Annotated in this window: 9 protein-coding genes; 8 read left to right on the top strand and 1 reads right to left on the bottom strand. The window is 37.2% G+C overall.

All coding sequences use genetic code 11. From position 1 onward, the window contains the following. Positions 1-239: 239 nt before the first annotated feature. The 3 genes from C8C87_RS03325 (at position 240) to C8C87_RS03315 (ending at position 20150) form a co-directional block, all read left to right on the top strand. Positions 240-5969 carry a LamG-like jellyroll fold domain-containing protein gene (locus C8C87_RS03325; RefSeq protein WP_121341135.1) on the top strand — a complete coding sequence of 1910 codons (5730 nt, stop codon included), beginning with the start codon at positions 240-242 and terminating at the stop codon, positions 5967-5969. Between the two features lie 443 nt (positions 5970-6412). After that, on the top strand, positions 6413-19771 hold the full coding sequence (locus C8C87_RS03320) for a LamG-like jellyroll fold domain-containing protein (RefSeq protein WP_121341132.1): 13359 nt from the start codon (positions 6413-6415) through the stop codon (positions 19769-19771). 148 nt (positions 19772-19919) lie between these two features. Next, positions 19920-20150, top strand: coding sequence for a hypothetical protein (locus C8C87_RS03315; RefSeq protein ID WP_099713264.1), 231 nt, complete (start codon positions 19920-19922; stop codon positions 20148-20150). An 88-nt stretch (positions 20151-20238) separates the two neighbouring features. Here the strand turns inward: C8C87_RS03315 and C8C87_RS03310 are convergent, their stop codons facing one another. After that, positions 20239-20691 carry a DUF4442 domain-containing protein gene (locus C8C87_RS03310; protein ID WP_121341129.1) on the bottom strand — a complete coding sequence of 151 codons (453 nt, stop codon included), beginning with the start codon at positions 20689-20691 and terminating at the stop codon, positions 20239-20241. Positions 20692-20844: 153 nt separating this feature from the next. Between C8C87_RS03310 and C8C87_RS03305 the strand changes: the two genes are divergently transcribed. The 5 genes from C8C87_RS03305 to C8C87_RS03285 all read left to right on the top strand — a co-directional run bounded on the left by C8C87_RS03305 (position 20845) and on the right by C8C87_RS03285 (position 25210). After that, positions 20845-21300, top strand: coding sequence for a DUF4870 domain-containing protein (locus tag C8C87_RS03305; RefSeq protein WP_121341126.1), 456 nt, complete (start codon positions 20845-20847; stop codon positions 21298-21300). A gap of 149 nt (positions 21301-21449) precedes the next feature. After that, positions 21450-21782 carry a PadR family transcriptional regulator gene (locus C8C87_RS03300; protein WP_099713267.1) on the top strand — a complete coding sequence of 111 codons (333 nt, stop codon included), beginning with the start codon at positions 21450-21452 and terminating at the stop codon, positions 21780-21782. Between the two features lie 2 nt (positions 21783-21784). Then, positions 21785-23545, top strand: a complete 1761-nt coding sequence (locus tag C8C87_RS03295; protein ID WP_121341123.1) for a PspC domain-containing protein — start codon at positions 21785-21787, stop codon at positions 23543-23545. A 4-nt stretch (positions 23546-23549) separates the two neighbouring features. Beyond that, positions 23550-24293 (top strand): head GIN domain-containing protein, encoded by a 744-nt coding sequence (locus C8C87_RS03290; RefSeq protein WP_099713269.1) that lies wholly within the window; start codon positions 23550-23552, stop codon positions 24291-24293. A gap of 83 nt (positions 24294-24376) precedes the next feature. Beyond that, complete coding sequence (locus C8C87_RS03285) at positions 24377-25210, top strand: GIN domain-containing protein (RefSeq protein WP_121341120.1); 834 nt, start codon at positions 24377-24379, stop codon at positions 25208-25210. Positions 25211-25265: the final 55 nt, after the last annotated feature.

The following is a 25265-nucleotide window of genomic DNA, read 5'->3' as shown; positions in this document are numbered from 1 at the left end:
AACCAACTCCTAATTTCCTACAATAATATACTCATAAAATTCTTATAAAAAAATAATAATTTAATATTAATTAACTTACAATATTAAAATAAAGATGTATTTCATCGATTTTTTTTACTTTTTAACTGTTTAATTATAATAATAAATTTAAATTTATTGTAATAATAAAAAAACAAACCTAAACACATTCCTATTAAAAGATAAAAAACTGAACCTTAATTAAATACAGTAATTAGATTATGGAGAAAATTACTTTAATAAGCAAAAAAATAGTTTTTACGATTAGCCTTCTATTTATAACCGTTTTTGGAATTTCACAAACAAGTCAAGTTTATAGCACTTCAGGTACTTTTACAGTTCCTGCTGGAGTAACATCGATACAAGTGGAAGCTTGGGGTGCAGGTGGTGCAGGTGGTGGTGCAACAAAAAACTCATCTGGAGGTGGTGGTGGCGCTGGAGGTGGTTATGTCAGAAACACAGCTTTTACTGTTATACCGGGTACCGTTTACACCATAAATGTTGGAACTGGTGGAGTTGGTAGTACTAGCTCTGGTGGTGCAGGTGGTGCATCATGGTTTCAATCATCAACGACAATCAAAGCAATAGGCGGAAATGGAGGTAACAGTTCAGAAAGCAACAATAACACAGCAGCTGGAGCTAGTGCAAGTACAACAGGAAATATAGGTTGGTCCTCCTCCTTTTCATACTACGGTGGTGCCGGAGGTAGTGGAGGTCTATTGGGAATATCTGGTGGCGGTGGTGGTTCTAGTGCCGGTACTTTAACAAACGGAAATGCTCCGATACTTTTAATTGGTGGACTCGCGCCTATAGGTGGTGGAGCTGGAGCCAGCGGAAGTATTGCAGAAGCAAATGGTGCTTCAAGTACTACTTTTGGTGCGGGAGGTGCGGGAGGTCATTCTACATCCCCATCAAATCCAAGAGCAGGAGGAAATGGATCAGATGGTAAAGTTATTATTACATGGAATTGCCCTACTGCTTATAGTTTGAGTAGTACTACAATCGCAACATCAGTATGTACATCTAATAGTGCAACAATAGCTGTCACTGCTGCTGCTGCAAATTTACCCGTAGGAATTTATACCGTCACTTACAACTTATTAGGAGCCGATATAGCTATAGGAAATACAGCAACTATGACTGTTACAACTGCTGGTACAGGAACTTTTACAACAAGTATACTTTTAAACTCAGGCGTAACAGCATTAACAATAACTAATCTGTCAAGTGGAGGAACAGCTCCCTATAATTGTAGTTCACTAATCATTATTAATAACTTAGTAAACATAACTGTAAATGCAACTCCTATAATTTTAAGTACGACACCTGCTTCTAGAATAGGAACAGGTACAGTTGTACTTGAAGCTGTTGCTTCAGTGGGCACAATTTCTTGGTTTACAGCTCTAACTGGCGGAACTAATCTAGGTACGGGATTAACCTTCACTACTCCTATTCTTGCAACCACCACAACATATTATTTAGAAGTCACTAATGCTTCCTGTACTTCTTCACCAAGAATTCCGATAATAGCAACTATAAATACTCCCGAAATAAACATCCTTGGAAATGCGATTTCTATTGTTGATGGTGACACCACACCAAGTACCACAGATTGGACAAATTTTGGCTCAATGGAAACCAGTACTGGAATCATCACAAAAACGTTTACGATTCAAAATACGGGAATTGCACCCTTAGCTATAGGAGCTATCACTATTTCTGGAACTAATGCAAGTGATTTCACGGTTACTACTAGTCCGAGCGCATTAATTGCTTCAGGGGCTACCTCAACATTTTCTGTTAGTTTTAATCCTAATACTTTAGGTATAAAAACTGCTGAAATTTCAATTATAAATAATGACAGTAATGAAAACCCATATGATATTTCTATCCAAGGAACAGGAATCCAAACCTTTTATGATAGTGACGGGGATGGAGTATACGACAACTTTGACATAGATGATGATAACGACGGTATCTTAGATGGAACAGAAGAAGTAAATTGCAACAACGCAAATGGTCATAAAGTAGATTATAAATTCTTAAATGAAACCTTTGGAACAGGAGGGAAAACGTCAAGTTTTACCGCTGCTTATAATGCAACAACAACCTATTGTTATGAAGACGGAATCGTAGGGGCTAATACAACAGAATGTCCTAGTCAATCAACTTGGATACTGGACGATGGTGAGTACACTGTAGTCTCTAAAATAACCGGAACAATTGCTAGCGATCCTGATAACATTCATGGGGATTTAGCATGGTATAACGGCGAAGACCATACCACAGGAGATACTAATGGGAGGATGGCTGTTTTTAATGCTAGTTTTACACCAGGCACATTTTATGAAACAACTATTACAGGAATCTTGTCAAATCTACCTATAACCTATAGTTTCTGGGTATTAAACATTATGGCTCCCTCTACTTTCCCTGGTTCAATTTTACCCAATGTGACAGTAGAATTTTATGATTTATCAAACAATCTTCTTACAACTTTCAACACTGGAGATATAGGTAGATGCTCAGGAAGCATCACAGATAACAGTTGTACTCAAGGAGTCTGGAAACAGTTCACCACTAGTGTCAACCTAGGAAATGTAAATGCCTTTACCATTCGTTTTAAAAATAATGCTCCTGGTGGTGGTGGTAATGATCTTGCGTTGGATGACATTCTAATTTCACAAACTTTATGCGATTTAGACCATGATGGCGTTGCGGATATGTTTGATTTGGATGCCGATAATGACGGCATTGAAGATGTTATTGAAGCTGGTTTAGGAAACTTGAGTAATGCTAAAGGAAAAATTGATGTGAGTTGGGTCGATTCTAACGGAAATGGACTTCATGATAGTGGTGAATCAGTAGCAGCAATACCAGCATTAGATTCTGATGGTGATGGTGTTCCAAATTATATTGATTTAGACAGTGACAATGACAGTCTTTTTGATGTTGATGAGTCTGGAGCAGGAAATACAAATGCCGTTTCTGGATATCAAAATGGTGATGGTGATATCAATGGTGATGGTGTTGGTGATGGAATTGATTCAGAAACATTCAGAAGTAAAGACATCAATGGCGACGGAATAACAGAAGGTTTTGGCGACGGGATATTAGACATGTATGACTATGGTACCGGAGTGACATTTAATACACAATATGGAAATTCAGGACAAGGAATTGCAACTGCAAATCCTGCCACAACTTATTTAAAAGACACAGATGCAGATGGAATCCCTGATTATTTAGATCTCATGTCAAATGGAAGTACATTCGATATTGCTAACACATTATTAATCTATGATTACAAAACTTTAGACACTAATAATAATGGAATTATTGACGGTACAACGGATATTGATAAAGACGGAATACTAGACATTTTTGATACTAATACGGCTTCTTTTGGTTCACCAAGAGACATCCACACAAAACTATTTCTTGATTTTGACGGACGAAATGATTATGGTCAAAGTACAGCAATTCTTGGTGGTTTAGCCAATGCATCACTCATGGCATGGATTAATTTAAACCCTGCATTTTCATCGGAAGGAGTTATAGTGGGACAAAATAATTTCCAAATAAGAATTACAGCCAGCAAGAAATTAGAAGCTGTTATTAATGGAACATCAGTTCTTTTTAACACCACTTTAAATGTATCACAGTGGTACAATGTTGGCGTAATCTATGACGGATCAAATATTAAACTCTATTTAAATGGTGCTTTGGTGACAAGTCAAGCTAAAACAGGAAGTATTCCAGCTGATGCATCACTCTTTACTTTAGGAAAAGATCCTAGCAGTAATACAAAATATTTTAAAGGAAAAATAGATGAAGTAAGAGTATTTAATTTGGCTTTGACCGAATCTCAATTACAAAGAATGGTCTACCAAGAAATTCAAGATGTTAGTTCACAAATTAGAGGTATGATAGTTCCAAAAAACGTAGCCTCCTCTCCTATTTCTTTGCCTTTTACTAATTTGCTTCGCTATTACAGAATGGATAATTACAAAGATGATATCATTGATGACCTAACAACTCCTGCAATTGATATCATTGGAACAAAAATATACAACCATAAAAACATTCATGTTCAACAAGCACCAATGCCATTTTTAACGGAACGAAATGGAAGTTTTGCAACAGCGGTAAACAGCCCTACAAAAGAAATAAGAGGTGAAGATATAATGGAACAAGACTGGTCGATTGTTCATGTAAAACACGACATAACAGAAACGGCTAACAATATTGATTTAGGAATGCTGGTAGATGCAGGGAAAAATATCATAATGAACAATGATACCAAAATACAAAATGATTGGTACTTAAAATTAGATGGGAAAATTGATCTAGTTGGGATGTCACAATTGGTGCAAACTGTAGAAAGTGATTTAGACGTTACAAGCTCTGGACATATCGAAAGAGATCAAAAAGGGCAATCTAATGTATACAATTATAATTATTGGAGCTCTCCGGTAAGTCCAATAAATACGACAACAAATAACACTAACTATACCGTTTCCGGCAGCTTGAAAGACGGAACAAATCCTCTGGCACCAATAGCAATAAACTGGGTTGGCGGCTATGACGGAGCTCCTACATTTCCTGTAAGCTTAGCTAGATATTGGCTTTATAAATTTGATGATTATACCAATGCTTATGCTAATTGGGTACAAATAACTGAAAATGATCCGATACGAGTAGGGCAAGGATTCACTTTAAAAGGAAGTGGTGGTGCATTAGGAACTCAAAACTATACTTTCATTGGAAAACCAAATAATGGATCAATAACAACAAATACTGTTGGTGATGATCAATTGTTATTAACCGGTAATCCTTATCCATCAGCGCTGGATGCCGAAGCTTTCATAACAGCCAATATAAATTCAAATCCCTCCACAGATGGAACATTATATTTCTGGGAACATTATGACAGCAACAACACCCACACTTTACGTGATTACCAAGGAGGTTATGCCGTTAGAAATTTAACAGGAGGATTAGCACCATCAGCGGCTGGTGTTGATTTTATCAGCCAGTCAGGAACTCCGTCAAGAGGTATTCCTAACCGCTATATTCCGGTTGGGCAAGGCTTTTTTGTAAATGGAAAAATTGGTTCTGGAGGAACGGTTATTTTCAACAATAGTCAAAGGGGTTTTCATAAAGAAAATGACGCTTTGAACTCAAATGTGATGTACAAAACTACATCCAGTAAAGAGAAAGCCTGGAATAACAATGATAATGATGTAGTAATAAATGATACTTATAAAAAAATTCGATTGGGATTCAATTCCCATAATGACCATCACAGACAGGTATTGTTAGGATTTATGAATGAAAAAGCGACCAGTGAAATGGATCACGGTTATGACGGTTTAAATATCGATGACTTTCCAAATGATATGTATTTTTTGAATGGGGAAAATCAACTGGTAATTCAAGGCGAAGGATTTTTTGACCTAGATGCTTCCTACCCTATCGGTGTAAAAACGGATGCTGCGGGGAAAGTAAAATTCATGATTGATGCTTTAGAAAACTTTGATGCAAACCAGCGTATTTTTCTATACGATGATGAGACTAAAATATACCATAATATCCGAAATGAAGCTTTTGAAATCAATCTTGCAAATGGCGAGCACCATTCTCGTTTTTCATTACGATTCAAAGACAAAACATTAGGTCTTAATGATGGAACTAGTATTGATGATGAAATAAAAATAGCCCATTCACAAAGTAAAAACACCATAATAATAAGTAATAAAGCAATAGACACAACTGTAGAAGAAGTTACTTTATTCAATATTGTTGGACAATCAATCACCACTTGGAAAATTGAAAATCAAGGGCAGTATGACATACAGCTTCCAATCAAAAAAATAAGCTCAGGAGTGTATATTGTAAAACTAAAAACTTCCAAAGGAACGCTTAGCAAAAAAATAATTATCAAATAATTTCTAGTTTAATACACTTCAAAAAGAGAAAACTGTCTGCAAAGGCAGTTTTTTTTATATCTAAATCAATCCTGAAAATAAGAAAAAAAGTAAACCTCAGAAATTATTTTTTTAAAACAAGTAGTTTATCGGGAGATAAAATCCTTTTATCGAAAAAAGGATTCTTTTCGACAAAAGACCATTATAAATACTTAATTTTAAGATTATTAAGTATCGGAAACCAAAAAAAACAATATATATAATCCGAATAAAATCATAGCTGTTGTCATTTTTGAATATCAATTCTAAAATAAAACATAGAGAATAACAACAGCTTGATTCATTTTTTCATTGCAAATAATACCACTACAATAAACTTTATTTAACTTCTGTAAACGTCATAGATAATTTTCTGTATCCGATTTACAAAATCATTAATTGTTTGATTAAAAAGTGTGCCTATTATGAAAAAAAACTACTCTCAATTACATATAAATTCATTTCTTGTATTAATAAATTCGAAAACTTCTCTTTTGTTTTTTCTGATTGCTTTTCTGTTCTGTATTGATAGTTCTGCCCAATCCATATCGAGTTTTAATCCAATTAACGCCTGTAATAATTCTGGCGATTCAGTTATCATAACTGGAAATAATTTTACCGGAGCGACTTCGGTCACCTTTAATGGTGTGGCTGCGACTTCTTTTACTGTCGATAATGACTCCCAAATAACTGCAATACTGAGCGCAAGTACCTCAACTGGATTTATTTCAGTAGTTACCCTTTTAGGAACTGCTACGAGTACCGGTATTTTTACAGTAGATTCACCACCAACTGCAGCTGCCGGAGGAACACAAACCATTTGTTCGAATGCAACGGCAACGATAAGTGGGGCTTCTGCTACAAACGGAACAATCCTATGGACTGAAAACGGAGCAGGAAATATAACCGCAGGAGCTACAACACTAACGCCTACTTATACACCAACTGCTGCCGATGCAGGAACTTCTGTTACTTTGACAATGACCGTAACCAGCAACAATGCCTGCGCACCACAAACTCAAACGGCAACATACACAGTAATTGTGAATCCTTTGCCAATAGCAATTGCCGGAGGATCACAAACTATTTGCTCGAATGCAACGGCAACCGTAAGTGGGGCTTCTGTTACAAACGGAACAATCCTATGGACTGAAAACGGAGCAGGAACTATTACCGCAGGCGCTACAACACTAACGCCCACTTATACACCAACTGCTGCCGATGCGGGAACCTCTGTTACTTTGACAATGACGGTAACCAGCAACAATACCTGCGCGCCACAAACTCAAACGGCAATATACACAGTAATTGTAAATCCGTTACCAACTGCAACTGCTGGTGGAACACAAACCATTTGTTCGAATGCAACGGCAACCGTAAGTGGTGCTTCTGCTACAAACGGAACAATCGTATGGACTGAAAACGGGGCAGGAACAATTACCGCAGGAGCTACAACACTAACGCCAACTTATACACCAACTGCTGCCGATGCAGGAAATTCTGTTACTTTGACAATGACGGTAACCAGCAACAATACCTGCGCACCACAAACTCAAACGGCAATATACACAGTAATTGTAAATCCGTTACCAACTGCAACTGCTGGTGGAACACAAACCATTTGTTCGAATGCAACGGCAACCGTAAGTGGTGCTTCTGCTACAAACGGAACAATCGTATGGACTGAAAACGGGGCAGGAACAATTACCGCAGGAGCTACAACACTAACGCCAACTTATACACCAACTGCTGCCGATGCAGGAAATTCTGTTACTTTGACAATGACGGTAACCAGCAACAATACCTGCGCACCACAAACTCAAACGGCAACATATACAGTAATTGTAAATCCGTTACCAACTGCAACTGCTGGTGGAACACAAACTATTTGTTCGAATGCAACGGCAACGGTAAGTGGTGCTTCTGCTACAAACGGAACAATCCTATGGACTGAAAACGGAGCAGGAACTATTACCGCAGGCGCTACAACACTAACGCCAACTTATACACCAACTGCTGCCGATGCGGGAACCTCTGTTACTTTGACAATGACTGTAACCAGCAACAATGCCTGCGCGCCACAAACTCAAACGGCAACATACACAATACTTGTAAATCCGTTACCAATAGCAATTGCCGGAGGATCACAAACCATTTGTTCGAATGCAACGGCAACCATAAGTGGTGCTTCAGCTACAAACGGAACAATCCTATGGACTGAAAACGGGGCAGGAACTATAACTGCAGGAGCTACAACACTAACGCCAACTTATACACCAACTGCTGCCGATGCAGGAAATTCTGTTACTTTGACAATGACGGTAACCAGCAACAATACCTGCTCACCACAAACTCAAACGGCAACATATACAGTAATTGTAAATCCGTTACCAACTGCAACTGCTGGTGGAACACAAACTATTTGTTCGAATGCAACGGCAACCGTAAGTGGTGCTTCTGCTACAAACGGAACAATCCTATGGACTGAAAACGGGGCAGGAACAATTACCGCAGGAGCTACAACACTAACGCCCACTTATACACCAACTGCTACCGATGCAGGAACTTCTGTTACTTTGACAATGACGGTAACTAGTAATAATGCCTGCGCACCACAAACTCAAACAGCAACATACACCGTAATTGTGAATCCGTTACCAACTGTATCAATTGCAGTAAATCCAGGAAATAACATCTGCGCAGGAATCTCAGTTACTTTTACAGCTACTCCTGTTAATGGTGGAGCTACTCCTTCTTATCAATGGAAAGTAAATGGTATAAACGTTGGAACCAATATTCCAACATTTACTTCTACATCTCTTATGAATACCGATAAAGTAACCGTTGTGCTAACTTCAAGTACTGCTTGCACTTCTCCAGTTACCAGTAATTTAATTACAATGACTGTAAATGATGTTGTTGTACCATCTGTTAGCATATCAGCTTCCGCTACAACAATTTGCCCAGGCAACTCAGTAACTTTTTCTGCTTTGGCAACAAATGGAGGTACAACTCCTTCTTATCAATGGATGATTAATGGTATTAATACTGGCACAAATAGTCCTAGTTTTTCTACTTCATTACTTGCTGATGGTGATATAGTAACTGTTAGACTAACATCAAATGCTATTTGCGTATCGCCAATAACTGATATAAGCAACAGTATTCCAATTACAGTTAATCCCGCTACACCAGCAACTCCTGGAGTAATCTCAGGAACATCAACGGTGTGTCCTGGCATTTCAGGATTAACGTATAGCGTTGTTGCAGTAACCAACGCAACAAGTTATACTTGGTCAATTCCGACTGGATGGTCAATAACTGCAGGCGTAGGAACAAATTCTGTTACTGTAACATCTGGAAGCGCAGGACAGAATGGAAACATAAGTGTTACCGCTGGAAATAGTTGCGGTACAAGTGCTTCTGCCTCTTTAGCAGTTACTGTAAGTCCAGCAACGCCAACAACTCCAGGAGCAATAACGGGAACTGTTACACAATGTCCCGCATTAACAGGACAAATATATAGTATAACAGCAGTTCCTAATACTACAACTTATACTTGGACAGTTCCAACAGGATGGTCAATTACTGCAGGTACAGGAACAAATTCTATTACTGTAACATCTGGTAATACAGGTCAAAACGGAAACATTAGCGTCACTGCAACAAATAGCTGTGGAACAAGTTCAGCAAGAACTTTGGCTGTAACTGTAAGTCCAGCAACTCCAGCAACACCAGGAGTAATAACCGGAACTGGAGCACAATGTCCGGCATTAACAGGGCAAACTTATAGTATTGCTGCTGTAGCAAATGCTACAACGTATAACTGGATAGTACCAACTGGATGGTCTATAACTACAGGTACAGGAACTAATTCTATTACTGTAACATCAGGTAGTACAGGCCAAAATGGAACTATTAGTGTTACTGCAACAAATAGTTGTGGAACGAGTTCAGCTAGTTCTCTTGGAGTAACCGTAAGTCCGGCAACACCAGTAACACCAGGATTAATTGCTGGAACACCGACTGTATGTCCGGCAATTATTGGATTAACATATAGTATAACAGCAGTTACTAATGCCACAAGTTATACTTGGACAGTTCCAACTGGATGGTCAATTACTGCAGGCACAGGAACAAATTCTATCACTGTAACATCAGGTAGTACAGGCCAGAATGGAACTATCAGCGTTACTGCAACAAATAGCTGTGGAACAAGTTCAGCAAGAACTTTGGCTGTAACCGTAAGTCCAGCAACACCAGCAACACCAGGAGCAATATCAGGAACTGTTACACAATGTCCTGCATTAACAGGACAAACATATAGTATTGCTGCTGTTGCAAATGCTTCATCGTATACTTGGACAGTACCAACTGGATGGACAATAACCGGAGGTACAGGAACAAATTCTATTACTGTAACATCTGGTACTGCGGGTCAAAATGGAACTATTAGTGTCACAGCAACAAATAGCTGCGGAACGAGTTTAGCTAATACTCTTGGAGTAACCGTAAGTCCGGCAACACCAGTAACACCAGGATTAATTGCTGGAATATCGACTGTATGTCCGGCAATTATTGGATTAACGTATAGTATAACAGCCGTTCCTAATGCGACGACTTATACTTGGACAGTTCCAACTGGATGGTCAATAACTGCAGGTGCTGGAACAAATTCAATAACTGTAACATCAGGTAGTACAGGCCAAAATGGAACTATTAGTGTTACTGCAACAAATAGCTGCGGAACGAGTTTAGCAAGAACTTTGGCTGTAACCGTAAGTCCAGCTGCACCAGCAATGCCGGGAGCAATAAGTGGCTCTATAGAACAATGTATAAGCAGAACAGGGCTTGTTTATAGTATATCCGCTGTTGCAAATGCTTCATCGTATACATGGACTTTACCGTCAGGTTGGAATATTACATCAGGTACAAATACAAATACAATTACTGTTTCAACATCAGGAACTGCAGTTGCTGGAAATATTACTGTAACTGCTAATAATTCATGTGGAACAAGTGGTGCTCAAACTTTTGCAGTTTCTGTAAATACTGCAATCCCAGCTACACCAGGACTTATTAATGGAGTAACCGTAATCTGTCCAACTAAAACACTAACATACTCAATAGCTGCCGTTTCTAATGCCAACAGTTATGTTTGGACTGTACCAACAAACTGGAGCATAACAAGTGGTCAAGGAACGACTTCAATAATAGTACAAGTACCTAATAATGCATCAAGTGGTTTTGTCTCAGTAATTGCTACCAATGTTTGCGGAAATAGCTCTCCAAGTATCTTGCAAGTAGATGTCAATACTAATGGAGGAGTATCTGCAGGAATTGACCGAATAGTTTGTTCAGGAACACCTCCAATAACTTTAGAAGGTTTAATTAGTGGTGTAATTAATAACCAAAATGAATGGGATTGGGTAGTTACTACCGGTACTATTAATTCGCCTAACTCATTGTCAAGCACTTACACTCTTCCTCCAGGTTTCACCTCTGGAAACATTACAATAAGAATTGTTAGTAATCAAACAACTGTTGATTGCCCGGTAGTATCAGATGAAATGATTATCACAGTTCTTCCTACTCCTACAGCCAACATTAGTGTAACTGGAGCAAATCCAATCTGTAATGGATCTACATCTAATATAACATTCAATGCAACTCCTAATACAACTCTAAATTATACCGTTTCGGGTGTTGCCGGTTCATCAACAATAAATATTGGAGCAAGTGGAACAGCTACATTGACAACAGCGGCATTGACTTCAAACACAATCTATACATTAACAAGTGTTTCCTATTCTTCAACTCCAACATGTATCCAAACTGTTTCAGGAACTGCAACTGTCACTGTAAATACAGCTCCAACCGTAAATGCTGGTGGGACTAATGTGGTTTGTCAATCACCTTCTCCTTCACCCATTACATTATCCGGAGCAACCCTTGGCGGAGGAGCCACAACTGGAGCATGGTCTATAACCTCAGGTGGCGGATTATTAAGTAGTACAGCACAAACTGCAACTCCAGCAACCGTTACCTATACTCCTGCTGCAAATTTCAGCGGAACAGTTATCTTGACTCTTACTACAAATGCACCAACAGCATGTTCTCCAGTAAGCGCAACAAGAACTATTACCGTGAATGCAACTCCAACGGTAAATGCTGGAGGAGCTGATATTGTTTGTCAATCAGCTTCACCATCAGCAATTACATTAACTGGAGCAACTATTGGTGGCGGAGCTACAACCGGGGCATGGTCTATTACTTCAGGAGGTGGATCATTAAGTAGTACCCTCCAAACCGCAACTCCTGCAACAGTTACCTATACACCTGCCGCGAATTTCAGTGGGGTGGTAACATTGACCCTTACCACAAATGCACCAACTGCATGTTCTCCAGTAAGTACAACTAGAACCATCACTATAAATGCTGCGTCAACGGTAAATGCTGGAGGCTCTGATATTGTTTGTCAATCTTCAACACCATCTGCAATTACATTAACTGGTGCAACTGTTGGCGGAGGTGCCACAACTGGAGCATGGTCTATTACTTCTGGTGGAGGAACTTTAAGCAGTACCCTTCAAACTGCGACTCCTGCAACTGTTACCTATACTCCTGCTGCAAATTTTAGCGGAACCGTTACCTTGACTCTTACTACAAATGCACTTACTGCATGTTCAGCTATAAGTACAACTAGAACTATAACTGTCAATGCTACGCCAACTGTGAACGCTGGAGGTCCTAATACTGTTTGCCAATCGGGAACACCATCAGCAATTACACTAATTGGTGCAACCGTTGGTGGTGGAGCTACAACCGGAGCATGGTCTATCACTTCGGGAGGTGGATTATTAAGTAGTACAGCCCAAACTGCGACTCCTGCGACTGTTACTTACACTCCTGCTGCAAATTTCAGCGGTACAGTCACGTTGACTCTTACTACAAATGCTCCAACTGGGTGTTCTGTAATAAGTGCAACCAGAACCATCACTATAAATACCGCTCCAACGGTAAATGCTGGAAGTCCTGATATTGTTTGTCAATCTCCAACACCGTCTGCGATTACATTATCGGGTGCAAGTATTGGTGGCGGAGCTACAACTGGAGCATGGTCTATTACTTCGGGAGGTGGGTCATTGAGCGATACAGCCCAAACTACTACTCCTTCGACTGTTACTTATACTCCCGCGGCAAATTTCAGTGGAACTGTCACTCTTACTCTTACTACAAATGCTCTAAGTGGCTGTTCAGTCATAAGTGCTATAAAAACCATTACTATAAATGCTACTCCAACTGTAAATGCTGGAGGAACTGTAACTGTTTGTCAATCAGCAATACCGTCTGCGATTACACTTTCTGGTGCAAGTATAGGTGGTGGAGCTACAACCGGAGCATGGTCAATCACTTCCGGAGGAGGGACTTTAAGCAGTACAGCTCAAACGGTAAATCCTGCGGCCATTACTTATACTCCTGCTGCTAATTTCAGTGGAACTGTTACGCTGACTCTTACCACAAATGCATTAACCTCCTGTACAACCGTAAGTGCTACTAGAACGATTACTGTGAATGAAGCTTCAACCGTAAGTGCTGGAATAAATCAAACTATCTGCTCAAATACTACAGCTACGATGGCGGGTTCATTTGGAGGTGGTGCTTCTTCGGCTACTTGGAGTACAAGCGGAACTGGTACATTTAATAACAATACACCAACTGCAATTTATAGCCCAAGTGCAACTGATATTAATTCAGGCACAGTTACTTTAACATATTCTACTAATGACCCGGCTGGTCCATGTACAGCGATAACCGCAAATATCATTTTAACTATTAAAAAAGTAGTTGCAATTACAAATCAACCTTCGAATACAAGTATATGTGCCAGTTTTCCTGCAAGTCTAAGTGTAGTTGCAATTGGTGATGGCTTAACGTATCAATGGTATAAAGGTACTGCTCCTACTGGTACAGCAATAGTTAATTCAGCTAATATCTCGGGTGCGCAATCTGCTAATCTTAATTTCAACCAAGCAAGTTTAAGCGATGATGGTAGTTATTATGTAGTTATTAACGGAGCATCACCTTGTGCTGCAGTTACTTCTGCACAAAGAACATTGAATGTAGATCAAGCGATTATAGTATCTTCTCAACCTGTTTCACAATCACTATGCAATGGTTCTAATGTTACATTTACCGTAGTTGCTGATGCAAACGGAGATCCTTTATCGTATCAATGGAGAAAAAATGGTTCAAATATTATTGGACAAACAGCTTCAACTTTAACAATCAATTCTATTGCATCAGGAGATGCTGCAAACTACGATGTAGTAATTTCAGGGCCAGCTGGTTATACATGCTCCTCTGTACAATCAGCAATAGCAACATTAATGGTAACACAAATTCCGACAGTATCAATTAGTTATACAGGAAATCCATTTTGTAAAAATAATACCGTTGCTCAACCTGTAACAAGAACAGGAACAAATGCCTTCACTGGAGGCACTTACTCCTACTCAGTTGTTTCTGGGGGACCAACATTAAGTTTAGATACCTCAACTGGAGCAATAACTCCTAGTACAAGTAGCGCAGGTACTTATACTATAACATACACAACCCCCGTTACTGGAATTTGTGCGCCTGTAACGGCGACAACAACAGTTATGATAACTCCAATTCCAACGGCAACTATCAGTTATACCGGAACTCCTTTTTGTAATTCATCAAGTAGTGCTCAAGCGGTAAATTTAAGTGGCACAAATGCCTATACAGGAGGAACCTATTCTGCTCCAAGTGGATTATCAATTAACGCAACTACTGGAGCAATTATACCTAGTACAAGCACAGCAGGGACATATACAATAACTTACACTGGTCCTGCCACTGGAGGCTGTGCGCCTGCTTCAGCAACTACAAGTGTGACGATTACTCCAATTCCAACTGCAACTATCAGTTATACAGGAACTCCTTTTTGTAATTCATTAAGTAGTGCTCAAGCAGTAAATTTAACTGGAACAAATGCCTATACTGGGGGAACTTATTCTGCTCCAAGTGGATTATCGATTAATACAACTACTGGAGCAATAACTCCTAGTACAAGTTCGGCTGGAACTTATACTGTAACTTACACCGGCCCTACTATTGGAGGTTGTGCTCCAGTTTCAACAACTACAAGTGTTACGATAACTCCAATTCCAACAGCATCTATCAGCTATGCAGGAACTCCTTTTTGCAATTCGATAAATAGCGCACAAGCAGTAAATTTAACGGGAACAAATGCCTATACCGGAGGAACCTATTCTGCTCCAAGTGGACTAACAATTAATGCGACTACAGGAGCAATAACACCTAGTACTAGTACTCCAGGCACTTATACTGTAACCTATCGAATTCCAGCTTCTGGAGGTTGTGCTATCATAGCAGTAACAACATCGGTTACTATTAATCCGCTTCCTGTTGCTACGTTCAATTATGGTTCTGCAACTTTTTGCAAGAGTGCTACGAATCCATTGTTAACTTATACGGGAGGTGGAGTTGCAGGAGTATTTAGCGCGACACCTGCAGGATTGTCTATTAATTCCTCAACAGGAGCAATCAATTTGGCAGCGAGTACCGCAGGGACATATACAGTTACCAATACTATTGCAGCATCTGGTGGTTGTGTAGCGGTAACACATTCTCAAGTAATAACAATTAATCCGGTAACGATTGGTGGTTCAATAACTGGTTATTTTAGTGCTACTCCCACAATAATAAGCAATTTAATTACTGCCTGCCACTTAGGTAGTGGTACACTTACTTTAAGTGGTTTTGTTGGGAATATAGTACGATGGGAATACACTACTAATGGAGGCGTAACATGGGTGCCTATTGCAAACATAAGTGCTACAAATAATTTTACAAATATCAGCCAAACAACATTGTACAGAGCAGTACTTGATAGTGGAGCTTGTGGCTTGGCATATTCAGCTATAGCATATGTAAATGTCATTCCGCCAAATATCAAACCAGATCCTGTATCGGCATCACCTTCAACTTTATGCTTGGGAAGTTCTTCTTTATTTACATCCCAAAGTAGTTATGGTACAGGCCAATTTTTGCAAGGCGGTGATTTTCAAACAGGACAATTAAATACGCAAGACCCGAGAGGTTGGCTAGTAGATGGTTCTCCTGGAGGTTACACCGCATCTGCCAATAACACGAATTCTAACCATTGGTCAGGTACAAACCCACATCCTTTTCCAGGCGGAATAATTTATGATTCTGGTGATCCAAAATTCGCAATTGCGAATGGTCCGTTAACCACAACCTTACAAACACCTATATTTAATTCATTAGGTTTAACAACCTTTTCATTTGGATTTGACCAGGCCTATAAATTATTGGCTGGAGACCGCATACTCATTGAACTTTCACTTAACGGTGGTGCAAGTTACACTGTTACATTACAAGATATTACCGGACCGGCTCAATCGGCCCTCTTTAATACCTTTGCGAATGACAATACTTCTTTCGATTTACAAAATTATATAGGCCAAACACAATTGAGAGTAAAATTCACTTTTATAGGCGCCAATACAAATAGTGCTTGGGCTTTAGATAATTTTAAATTTCCGGATGCACCACCAAATCAAACAATTGAATGGACTGATGAAGAAGGAAATATAATTTCAACAATAAATACGGTGAATATAACACCTGTTTCACCAGGGGTTCAAGTTTACGGTGTCACAACTTTAATTAATGGATGTAGAAGTTCAGGAATAGACGGAACTGAATTTGTAACCGTTAATGTAAACTTTTCTTATGCTGGGAAAGATCTTGCAATTCCAGCTACAGATTGTGGTAATAATACGGTAACTCTTAATGCTTATGACAATAGGCTTACTGCTGCGCAAAATATAGCAAAAGGAGCTTGGGACAATAATTATGTAACCGATACTGCTATAGGTACTGGTGCCACTGGAAAATGGACCATTAAATCCAGTACTGCAATAAGCCCTTGTAATATAGCAACCTTTTTTCCAAATGATACCGACCCTAATGCTACGTTTACCGGTGATGCTGGAACTTATGTATTAACTTGGACAGCTGCCGGGTGTTCAGATGATGTTACCGTTGTTTTAACTGATTGTTCTACAATCAATTTCGACGGTACAAATGACAATATAACCTTCAAAGATAATTATGATTTCACAGCTCCATTTAGTATCGAGGTTTGGGTAAAACCCAATTCAGTAACGGGGACACAAACCATCTTTTCTAAACGCGATTCTAATAATCTGGCTACAGGTTATGATTTGAAATTGATAGGAGACAAAATTTCATTTAATTGGAATGGAACAGGAACCGTTGCCTCTAATTATGGCATTAGTACAAGCAGATGGTATCATATTGCAGTTACTTTGAGTGGTACAACGTATCGATTATATATTGATGGTGTTGAAGTGAAAAATGCATCAGGATCATTACCAGCAACTAATGACTTTGATTGTATTTTAGGAGCGATGAATAAATCTGGAAGCCAACCTATAAGCTATTTTAATGGATGGATGGATGAACTCCGAATTTGGAATAAAGCATTAACTCCAGAACAATTGCATCAAATTATGAATCAGGAAATTAAAAGCAACGGAGCTACCGTTGCAGGAGTAATCGTTCCTGTAGATGTAAACGGATTATCATGGACAGCCGATTTATTAGGCTATTACCAAATGAGCTCCATTAGTTGTGGTTATCTCAATCCAACAAAAGGAACTGCCATAGGTAAGTTAAGAAATATTACCAGCATACAAGATCAAACCGCTCCAATACCATATACTTCAAGAGTTAATGGTCAAGATTGGAGTACAGATACTACTTGGACACACTTTAATGTTTGGGATGCACCAAATAGCTTAGGAGTTGATAATAGTACTCCAATTGATTGGAATATTGTACAAATATCACATAACATTAATTCTGGAAATAAAGACATTACAGTATTAGGTTTACTTTCAACTGCCGGAAAATTAACAATGGCTGATCCTGTTGTAACTAATCCAATTGAAAATAATGACGGTCAAGGTTTATGGATTACCCTTTATTTATTATTGAATGGCAATATTGATCTTGTAGGCCAATCACAACTGGTACAAAAGAGATATTCAGCATCTCAATACGATGACAGTATTTTAGATGAAGCTAGTTCAGGATATATTGAACGAGATCAACAAGGTCAAAAAAACAGTTTCAATTACAACTATTGGTCATCACCGGTAAGTATTCAAGGAGGTTTAAATAATTCACTATATGCAATTGCAAATATTCTAAAAGATGGAACGGATTCTTTAATTCCGAATAGTATCAATTTTGATGACGGTGCATTTTTTGCAGATGTAGTTTCAAGTCCTATAAAAATTAGTAACCGCTGGTTATGGTCTTACAATTCACAAACACTAAATTCGAATACAGATTTAAATGATTATCATCAATGGAAATATGTTGGCAGTACCGGTCTGATAAAAACTGGAGAAGCGTATACTATGAAAGGAACCGGTGGTATTGCTCCAATCACAGCACTACAAAACTATGTCTTTGTAGGAAAACCTAATTCAGGGACTATTACATTATCTTTACCTTATGACCAAACGTACTTAGTAGGAAATCCTTACCCATCAGCGCTTGACGCCGACGAATTCATAAGAGACAACTTAGCTGCTAGAAATGCACTAGGCAAAAATGTTTTTAATGGCGCACTTTATTTTTGGGATCATTTTGGTTTATCCAATAATCACTATTTAGCTGAATATGAAGGTGGTTATGCTACCTATACCTTAATGGGAGGAGTTGCCGGTATTGCTGACAGTTCTTTGACTGGAACTGGAGCTGGTACAAAAGTACCGGAACGATACATTCCCGTAGCACAAGGATTTTTTGTTGATGCCTATTTAGACTCTGACCTATCAGGAACGATGATTCCAACAACAGTTGATGGTGGCAATTTAATTTTTAAAAATAGCCAACGAGTATTTGTCAAAGAAAGTGCAGGAAACTCGCTCTTTATGAAAACGATTGGAACAACAAAATCAAGTGCAAAAGGTTCAGATGTTGAAACTGAAACGAGATCAAAAATCAGACTCGGTTTTGACTCTTCAATTGGTGCGCACCGACAACTATTACTTGGAGCCGATAGTAACACAACCGCAATGTTCGACATCGGTTATGATGCTCCAATGTTTGATTTGAGTGTAAATGATATGTTTTGGGAAATTAATAATATTGAATATGTGATTCAAGCAGTTACTGATTTTAATGAAAATCAAGTAATCCCTTTAGGACTTACTGTAGGAACCGAAGGCAAAATCAAAATAAAAATTGATGCTCTTGAAAACATATCTGGTACAACTCAAATTTACATCCATGATAACATAACGGGCATTTATCATGACATTCGTACTAGTGATTTTACAATTTCATTAGCCGTTGGCGAGTATAGAAACCGTTTCTCGCTTCGATTTACAAACAAAACACTTGATGTTGATGAGAATAATTTAAATGACGGACTTATAGTTTTATATTCCAATAATTATAAAGTCTTAATTATTCAAAATAAAGCTCTTGATTCAAACGTGAACGAGGTGCGTCTCTTTAATATATTAGGACAAGCTGTGGCAAATTGGGATGTGAAAAATGAAAATCAAACCAGAATTCAAATTCCAATCAAAAATTTAAGTTCAGGTATATACATCGTAAAACTGAAAACTTCAAAAGGAGATTACAGTAAAAAAATCATAATCAAATAAAATGTATGTTCCCAGTACCAGAATCCTATTCAATTAAGTGAATATTAATCTCAATTTTAATAAATTGGTTTAAATTATTATTTATATTTGAATTATAATTTTGGATTTACATCCAAATAAAAAATGAAAACCATTTAAATTTATACAAATGAAAAAGATAATAGCATGTATAGCAATCGCATTTCTAACTGTGAATCTTAGTGCGCAAGAAAGTAAAACCGCTACAAAAGAAAAAGCAAAAAAAGAATCCTGTTGTGCTAAAAAAGATTCTAAATCAAAAGCGATGAGTGCTGATGAAATAGAAAAATGCCAAGCAAAATGTAAGGCTGAAGGAAAAAAGTGTGATGCATCAGCAAAAGCAAGTGGCAAAAAATGCTAGTCTAAACAATATAAATTTTAATTTCCTATAAAAAAACGCCTCTAAATTTAGAGGCGTTTTTCTATTTTTAGAAACAAACTACGTGTTTTTATTTGGCTCTTACACTCCATTCAAAATCCATTTCAGACACTTGAACTCCTTTTTCATCTGTTCCAACAGACTTCATCCAGAAGGTTTGTCCTTCTCCGGTTGCAATTGTTTTTTCAATTGCTTCTTCAATTAAATGACCATCGGTACAGGTAAAAGTGATTCTACCAGTTGCCTTTTTGGTAAAATTTCCTTTATTGTTTGCAACAAGCATTGATATTTTTCTACCGCTTTTTTGGATTTGAAACATCACCAAAGCTCCTGTAGAAAGCTCAGCAGCCATTGCTTGCACTGCAAAATACATGGAATTAAACGGATTTTGATTAATCCAGCGGTGTTTTACTGATACCACACATTTGTTTTCATCAATCTCTTTTACACGTACACCACACATAAATGCCGACGGTAATTTAAATAAGAGAAATTTATTAAGTTTTGACGCTGTAAGTTTCATATATAGCTAGGTTTTTTGCTAAAATACAAAAAAATACTATGCATACATATTAAATTGATTTGTTAATTTTATGTTAATATTTGGTACTATGCAAAACAAGATACTGTCTTTTAGACATATATTTGCATAAGAAATTACTATATACTTTTAATCATGGAAACAACTACCGAAAAAAACACCGCAACATTTACTCATTTGAGTGCATTAACTCAATATTTTATTCCTTTTGGAAATTATATTTTTCCAATAATACTTTGGACTTCAAAAAAGGAAAGTTCAGAATTTGTGGATCACCACGGAAAACAAGTACTTAATTTTCAGTTAAGTTTATTATTGTATTCTTTAGTGCTGATACTAATTGCAGTTCCAACATTTTTAATTACACTGTTTAAAAATGTTCCTTTCGAAGCTGTAGTAAATGATCACGATTTTGTTTTTAGAAATTTTAACTTTGAAGGAAACATCGGAATGTTAACAGTAGGTTTAGTTGCTGTTTTAATTTTTGGACTTTTAAAAGTGGTTGAATTCTTTTTAATCATTTATGCTTCCATCAAAACATCAAATGGTGAAAAATACAAATATCCAATAACGATTCCGTTTATTAAGTAGGAGAAATAAAATGGATTAAAAGCGAACAAACGTAATAAATAAAGCGAACCAAACAGCAAGAAACAATTGCTTTATTCCTCGCAAAAACAAATCAATCATCAATCAAAAAATGAACCGTTTAATCAACACAAAATCAAAAAAAAGAAATTATGAACATTGAAAACACAAAAGCCCAGATGCGTAAAGGTGTTCTCGAGTTTTGCATCTTATCCGTATTAAAAGAAAAAGATGCATACACATCGGAAATATTGGACACATTAAAAAACGCAAAATTATTAGTTGTAGAGGGAACTATTTACCCGCTGCTAACCCGATTGAAAAATGATGGATTGCTCAACTATCGTTGGGAAGAATCCACATCAGGACCACCAAGAAAATATTATGGTCTAACAGAAATAGGACAAACATTTTTAAAAGAACTTAGTGGCACATGGACTGAATTATCCGATGCCGTAAACCTTATAACCAACCAAAAACAATAGTCATGAACAAAACTGTAAATATAAATCTAGGCGGAATGTTCTTTCATATAGATGAAGATGCATACCAAAAATTAACTCGATATTTTGATGCCATAAAACGTTCTTTATCTAATTCATCTGGACATGATGAAATCATAAAAGATATCGAAATGCGTGTTTCAGAATTATTGAATGAGAAACAAATAAGCGACAAACATGTTGTGGGTTTAAAAGATGTAGATGAGGTTATTGCCGTAATGGGACAACCGGAAGATTACATCATTGAAGACGAGTTGAAAGGTTCTCAAACTTTTAGTGACAGTTCAAACAGAAGAACAAAAAAATTATACCGTGATAAAGAAAAAGGTATGATTGGAGGCGTTGCAGCTGGATTAGGTCATTATTTTGGAATTGATGCAGTATGGATCAGAATCGTCCTAATCCTATTAGTTTTTGCTGGATTTGGAACTGGAATTTTGGCTTATATCATTCTTTGGATTGTAACCCCTGAAGCGGTAACCACATCAGAAAAACTGGAAATGACCGGGGAACCGGTAAATATTTCGAATATCGAAAAAAAAGTACGTGAAGAGTTTGAAAGCGTTTCTGGCAAAATAAAAAATGTGGATTACGACAAATATGGCAATCAAATAAAAACGGGTGCCGGGAAAATAGGAAGCTCTTTTGGTGATTTTATCATGACTGTTTTCAAGATTTTCGCAAAGTTTTTAGGAGTAATTTTAATCATCACGGGAATTGCAACATTAGTTTCTTTACTAATTGCTGTTTTCACTTTAGGTTCTTCAGATTTTATTGATGTGCCATGGCAGAGTTTCATTGAAGCAGGAAATTTCACGGATTACCCAATATGGTCTTTTGGATTGTTAATGTTCTTTGCAGTTGGAATTCCGTTCTTTTTCTTGACACTTTTAGGTTTCAAATTATTGTCACCAAGCATGAAATCAATTGGAAATATTGCTAAATATACATTATTGGCACTTTGGATTATTGCCATAGCGATATTAATTTCAATAGGAATAAAACAAGCGTCAGAAGTGGCTTACGAAGGGAAAACAGTTCAGAAAGAAACGATTAATGTATTACCAAATGATACTTTGTTTGTAAAATTCAGATACAATGAGTATTACACTAAAGACATTGATGACAGAGAAAGCTTCAAGTTTGTTCAGGATTCAGCTAACACTCAATTGATTTATTCCAATAATGTAAGTTTAGAAATTTTACGTACAGACGAGAAATTACCTTTCATCCAAATTGAAAAAATAGCTAGAGGTAAATCATTTCAAGATGCAAAACAAAGAGCTGAGAAAATAAAATACGCTATCAAAATTGAAGGAAATCAGTTGATTCTGGATAATTATTTATTGACAGAAGTAGCTAATAAATTCCGTGACCAGGAAGTGGAAATATTTTTATACGTACCAGAAGGAATTCTATTGAAACCAGATACTTCAGTACAAAATTTTGACAGATCTGACGATTCATTCTTCAACTTGCACTACAGTTCAGACAATTACATTTACAAAGTAGAAAATTCTCAAATAAAATGTTTAAATTGTCCTGCTGATGAAAATGAATATAATGATGTTGAAGTAAATGAAAATGGTGATAATGTAGAAGTAAACATTACTGGAAAAGTAACCGAAAATGACAGTATTACAACTACTACTGTAAAAGTAAACGGAGAAACGGTTACAGTAAATGAAGCTGGAACCAAAAAAGGCTTATCAGTAAGCAAAAACGGTGTAATCATTAAAAATTAAAGCTATGTTAAAAATCATCACATTAATTACAAAATTTATTCTGGTTGCCTTAACTGCATTACTATTCGCATCGTGTAACCATTCCATTAATTTGAATTCAATTGAAGGAAGCGGAAATGTCACCACCGAAAGAAGAAATGTGGAAGGTGATTTCAAAAGCATAGAAGTTAGTAATGCCATCGATCTTGTCATTGAACAATCAGACGTAACCGAAATAGTAGTTGAGGCTGATGATAATTTGCAGAAGCACATCTTTACCAAAGTTGAAAATGGCACACTCGTTATTTATTGCGATAAAAATTCTTTCATCAATACGAAATCTAAAAAAGTAACTGTAAAAATGCCAGTTATTGAGCAATTAGAAGCCAATAGCAGTGCCTCAATCACAAGTACAAACACTATAAAAGGAGAAAATATTACACTAAACACATCTAGTGCCGGAACTATTGACCTGAATATAGAAGCAGATGATATTACTTGTGATTCAAGCAGCGGAAGCAGCATCACCATTAATGGAATGGGATTAAAAATGAAAGCAAATGCATCAAGTGGAAGCGGAATTGACGCCAAAAACTTATTAGCAAATGAAGTTAATGCTGAAGCTTCCAGTGGAGCTACCATCAACATTCATCCAATTGTCAGTTTAGACGCCGAAGCCTCTAGCGGAGGAAGTATAAGCTATAATAAAGTTCCGAAATCAATTCGAAAAGAAACCAATTCCGGAGGAAGTGTTCATCAAGAACAATAAAATCATTTTACTAAAAATCAAAAAATCATCCATCACAAGTGGATGATTTTTTTATATTTGTGTAGACTCTAATCCAAATGACTATGAAAAAACATACTGCTATACTCCTGCTCCTTTTATCAACTACATTGTTATTTGCACAGAAAAAAGAAAAAATAAAAGGCTCAAAAACAGTAACTGTGGAACAAAGGAAAGTTGGGGATTTTGAGTCGCTTACTGTTGAAGACAATCTCGAAGTATACTTAGAAAGAGGCGAGCGAACAGAACTGAAAATTGAAGCCGACGAAAATTTACACGATATTATTTCTTTGGATTTAAGTGATAATCTATTGCGCATTTATACCACAAAACAAGCCACCAATTATAAGAAACTGATTGTCAGAGTAACCTATACCAATGATTTGAATATGGTTACGTCAAAAAATGAAACGACTGTAAATGCAATTCAAGAAATTTTAGTGAATGACCTCACACTTAAAGCACACGATGCATCCAAACTATTTTTGAATGTGAATGCCAAAAACTTCGTATTACAATCTGATGATAAATCAAAAACAGAACTCAATTTAAAATCAGAAAATACTACGATCGAATTAAGTAAAAACGCCTCTCTAAAAGCCTTAGTCACCACTACAGATTTAAAAGTGGATATGTATCAAAAATCAGATGCTACTATCGAAGGGGACGCAGCGAATGCCATCATTCGGTTGGATAATAACTCGAGCTTGACAGGAAATAAATTAACTATAAAAAATGTTGACGTAACCACAGAAAGTTATTCCAACTGTAGTGTTAATGCGGTAACAACCGTTATTATAGACGCTGCTAATAAATCAGAAATCCAACTTGTGGGTGCTCCAAAAATCGAAATCAGAAAATTTGCTGATGAAGCTAAATTGATAAAAAAGTTGAAATAGAAATCCTCTAACCAACAAAAAGTCCCACTTGCTAAGGCAAATGGGACTTTTTTTA

This window comes from Flavobacterium sp. 120 (assembly GCF_003633605.1).
Classification (GTDB): Bacteria; Bacteroidota; Bacteroidia; order Flavobacteriales; family Flavobacteriaceae; genus Flavobacterium; species Flavobacterium algoritolerans.
This window is presented reverse-complemented; position numbering and strand designations above follow the sequence as displayed.